Annotated in this window: 3 protein-coding genes; all 3 read right to left on the bottom strand. The window is 74.5% G+C overall.

Translation table 11 applies throughout. The annotated features are described in order from the left end of the window. Positions 1-729: thioesterase II family protein (locus B9S58_RS02955; RefSeq protein WP_103530584.1), on the bottom strand; the 729-nt coding region annotated here is incomplete at its 3' end. 75 nt (positions 730-804) lie between these two features. Further along, positions 805-2106, bottom strand: coding sequence for a M18 family aminopeptidase (locus B9S58_RS02950; protein ID WP_103530583.1), 1302 nt, complete (start codon positions 2104-2106; stop codon positions 805-807). Continuing rightward, a partial coding sequence (locus B9S58_RS02945) for a condensation domain-containing protein (RefSeq protein WP_258044167.1) occupies positions 2103-4522 on the bottom strand: 2420 nt, incomplete at its 5' end. The genes B9S58_RS02950 and B9S58_RS02945, both read right to left, overlap by 4 nt.

The following is a 4522-nucleotide window of genomic DNA, read 5'->3' as shown; positions in this document are numbered from 1 at the left end:
GCCCCTCGTCGCGCGCACCTCGGCGGCCACCAGCTCCAGCAGCTCGCCCGGCCGTTCGGTGAGATACATGTGTCCGCCGGCCGGCTCGGCCACCGTCAGTTTCCCCGTCGTCGCCCGGCCCCACTCGGCCGCCTCCGCCGCCCCGACCAGGGGGTCCTCCCGCCCCCGGACGGATATGACGGGCACACCCAGGGGCCGGTCCGTGGACGGGACGTACGTCTCGTGGAGCCGGACGTCCGCCCGGAGTGCCGGCAGCAGCAGTTCCCGCATCTCCGGGTTCGCCAGCGCCGGGTGGTCGTACCCGGCGAACGCCCGGACCCGGGCGGTGAACTCCTCGTCCGGCAGCCCGTCCGCCCGGTCCGTGCGCGGCGTCCAGGGGCCGGGCGCACCACTGACGACGAGCGCGTCCAGCCGGACCGCCCCGCCCGCCCGCTCGATCCGGTGGGCCAGTTCGTACGCGAGCACCGCGCCCATGCTGTGCCCGAACAGCACGACCGGGCCGCCGCCCCCGTCCTGTCTGCCGAGAGCCGCCGTCACCTGCGCGTACGCGTCGTCGACGGCCGGGGCCGCCGAGGTGTGGGCGGGCTCGGGGAACCGCTTCTCGCGGCCCGGCAGGGACACCGGGAGGATCCGCAGACCCTCCGGTGCCAGCTTCTGCCAGGGTGTGAAGAAGGAGGGGCCCGCCCCGGCGAAGGGCAGGCAGATGAGGACGGTCTCTTCGTCGGCCACGGTCGTTCCTGTTCTCTTCCGCTTCGCTGCTGTTCTTCTGCTTCCCCGGGCCGTTCGCTGACGCCCGGAGTCCGGTCAGTCCCCGACCATGATCGTGGTGAGGATGGCGGCGAGATAGCCCGGGTCGCGCACCCCGCACAGCTCGCGCGCCGAGTGCATCGACAGGCCCGGCACCCCGACGTCCACCGTGGTGACGCCGAGGCGGGCCGCGGTGAGCGGGCCGATCGACGTACCGCAGGGCATCGCGTTGTTCGAGACGAACGGCTGCCAGGGGGCCCCGGCCCGCTCGGCGGCCGCCGTGAACACCGCGATGCCGGTGGAGTCGGTGGCGTACCGCTGGTTGACGTTCACCTTGACGGTCGGGCCGCCGTTGGGCAGCGGACGGTGGTCGGGGTCGTGCCGCTCCGCGTAGTTGGGGTGCACCGCGTGCGCCATGTCGGCGGAGACGCAGAACGTGCCCGCCAGCGCCCGCGACCAGTCCTCGTCGCTGCCGCCGCGCGCCGACACCGAACGCGACAGGATCCGCTCCAGCAGCGGGCTCTGGGCCCCCGTCTCGGAACCGCTGCCGACCTCCTCGTGGTCGAAAGCGGCCAGCACCGGTACGACGGAGGGCTGCGTGGTCCCCGTCGCCGCGTCCACCAGCGCGGTCACCCCGGCGTGCACCGAGACCTGGTTGTCGAGCCGGGACGCCACCACGAACTCCCGGTCCACGCCCAGGTATCCGGGCGACTGGATGTCGTGCAGCATCAGGTCCCAGCCCAGCACGTCCGCCGGGTCCTCCCCGGCGGCCGCCGCGACCCGGCGCAGCAGCTCGCCCTCCCGCGGGTCGCCCAGAGCCCAGACCGGCGCGATGTGCCGCTGCCGGTCCAGCGCCACCCCCTCGTTCACCGAACGGTCCAGGTGAATCGCCAACTGGGGTACGCGCAAGAGGGGTTCGTCGATCTGTACGAGCCGGCTGCGCGGGATGGAGCCGGGGTCGCGCAGGGCGAGCCGGCCGGAGATGCCCAGGTCCCGGTCGAGCCAGGTGTTCAGCGGAACCCCGCCGTAGATCTCCACCCCGATCTGCCGCCAGCCCGAAGCACCGCTGTCCGGTGCCGGTTTGATCCGCAGGTTCGGGGAGTCGGTGTGCGTGCCGACGATCCGGAACGGGGTGTGGGCGGGTGCGCCCTCGGGGACGTACCAGGCGATCAGCGCACCGGCCCGGCTGACGAAGCAGCCGCCGGTCGCCCCCGTCCAGTCGTCCGTGCCGCGCAGTTCGCGGAACCCGGCCTTCTCCAGACGCTGGGCCGCGCCGGCCACCACGTGGTACGGGGAAGGGCTGGCGGCGATGAAGGAGAGCAGGTCGTCGGTGTGGCTGCGGTGGGGGGCCGGAGTCATACGGCGTCCGCCTTTCCGGTGTTCGGCAGTGACTGGGAGGGTGACGGTCCGCCGGGCTGGTCGGGCCCGGCGCTGGCGTCCCCGGCGGAGCCTCCGGAGCCTTGGTCCGAGGACTCCTGCGAGGGGCGCCCTCCGAGGAGTTCCCGTACCGGCCGGTCGGGCCGGGCACAGAACTCCGCGAGCAGGTCGGTGTACGACGAGAGAAGGTCGTGGGCGCTCGTGTGGTCCCACAGGTCGGTGGAGAATTCCAGGAACGTTCGATAACCCTTCGCGGGGTCCCGGCGCGGCGCAAGTCCGAAGCACAGTTCGCTGCGGGAAAGCGGCGGTGCCAGATCGGTCACCTCGACCCGGAGCCCGGGGATCTCGATGTCCGTGTCGACGGAGTTCTGGAACGCCAGGACGTGCGGCACCCGGTCGGGGACGCTGACAGCGCCCGCGTCCCGCATCGCCCGCATGATGCGCGCGGTGGGCAGCACATGCGCCATGGCGCCGAGCGCGCCCGCGCCCGTACGGACCGCGAGCTCCGCGCAGGTCTCGTCAAGATTGGCTGAATCCAGTCGTACGCGGACCATCACCGCGGTGGACGTCACCGCCACGAGCGACTCCGAAGCGGTGTTCTCACGGTTGGCGTACGGCACGCTCAACAAGGTGTCCGGCTCCCCGGAAAGGCGGGTCAGGAACACCCCGAGAGCCGCCGCAGCGACCGCGAACGGGGTGGTGCCCCGGCCGGCCGCCAGCTCCTCCACCGCCGCCCGCACCGCACCCGTCGCGACCCCGCGCACCGTGTCCCCGCGCCCGCTCAGCTTCTGCGGACGCGGCCGGTCCGTCGGTACGGGGACGGCGGACGGCACCCCGTCCAGGTAGCGGGCGCAGAACGCGGCCCGCTCCGCCTCGGCGTCGGGATCGTGGTGCTCCCGCTGCCACCGGGCGTACCCGGGCGCCTGCATCGCCGGACCGGGCAGGCCGTGCGGGACGCCCGCCGCGGCCGCCGTGTACAGCGCCGCGATCTCCGCTAGCAGCACGGACAGCGACCAGCCGTCGGCGCAGACGTGGTGCAGGACGAACATCAGCTCCCAGCAGTCCTCCTCGACCCGCAGCAGCCGCACCCGGGGCCGCAGGGACCGCCCCAGGTCGAAGGGGGTCGCCGCGTCCGCCCGGCACAGGGCGTCCGCCCGGGGGCGCCGCTCACCGGCCGGCAGCCCGGCCAGATCCGCCACCGGCAACGCCACCGGCTCCGCCGCCAGCACCTCCTGCCACCAGGGCCCGTCTGGCGCGCCCTCCTGCACGAACCGGGTCCGCAGCGCGTCGTGCCGGGCGATCACCTCGGACACGGCGGACCGCAGGGCCACCGGGTCCAGCGCCCCGGTGAACGTGATCCGCGTCGGCACGTTCCACACGGCCGGGTCGGGCGCGGCGTGGTGCCCGGCGATCATCCGGGCCTGCTGGTCGCTGACCGGGGCGCGGTCGACGACGACGTCCGCCGCGGCATCCGGTGCCGGGGCCACGGGTGCTTCCGCCGCCCGGCCGCCCGTCAGCTGCTCGGTCATGGCCCCCAGGGTGGCGTCGGCGAAGAAGTCCGCCAGCGGGTAGTCGACGCCGAGCGTGTCCCGGACCCGGTTCACGAGGCGGATCGCGGCGATCGAATTGCCGCCCAGGTCGAAGAAGTTGCCGTCGGCGGGGAAGCCGCGCAGGCCGAGGACGGACTCCCAGGCCTCGCGCAGGAGCACTGCGGTGTCGCGGACCGCGGCGGTGCCGGGGACCGCCGGGGTGTCCGGCTCGGCCGTGCTGTTCGCGCCCGGGCCCGTCAGCGCGTCCATCCGCTCGTCCAACTCCGCGAGATACCCCTCCGCCGTCGCCGCGTCGAACAGGTCCGCGTCGTAGCGCAGCCGCAGCCGCAGGCTGCCGTCCCGGCCGTGGGTGGCCATCAGCGCCAGCTCCAGCGGCGCCGACTCCGTCCCGGCCGCCACCTCCTGCGCCCGCAGCCCGGGCAGGTCGATTCCGGCCAGCGCCGCGCGGTCCAGGTCGACCGAAACCGTCACCAGCGGGCGTGGATTCCCCGGGTCCGGACGGACGGCGGCCAGCAGCGCGTCCAGGTCCACCCCGCTGTGCTCGTCCGCCGCGAACAGCGCCCGGCCGGTGGCCCGTACGGCCTCCGCCGGCGGGGTCGCGTCCGTGACGGACAGCGGCAACGGCAGCAGCGCCACATGGAAGCCGACCGCGTCCGCCGTCTCCGGTCGCCGCCGCCCGAACGTCGTGCCCAGCAGGAACGCGTCCTGCCCCGACCGCCGCCGCAGCACCAGCTGCCAGGCCGTGCACAGCGTGGCGAACAGGGTCACACCCTGCTGCCCGCTCCACTCCCGCAGCGCCTCCGCCCGCTCCCGGCCCACGGTCCGGGCCACCGCCGCGCCGCGCCCCG

The sequence above is a fragment of the Streptomyces sp. SM11 genome (assembly GCF_002910905.1).
GTDB lineage: Bacteria > Actinomycetota > Actinomycetes > Streptomycetales > Streptomycetaceae > Streptomyces.
This window is presented reverse-complemented; position numbering and strand designations above follow the sequence as displayed.

Bases quoted from the DNA above. Each gene is read 5' to 3' on its own strand.
- B9S58_RS02950 (WP_103530583.1), bottom strand. From the start codon at position 2,106: ATGACTCCGGCCCCCCACCGCAGCCACACCGACGACCTGCTCTCCTTC.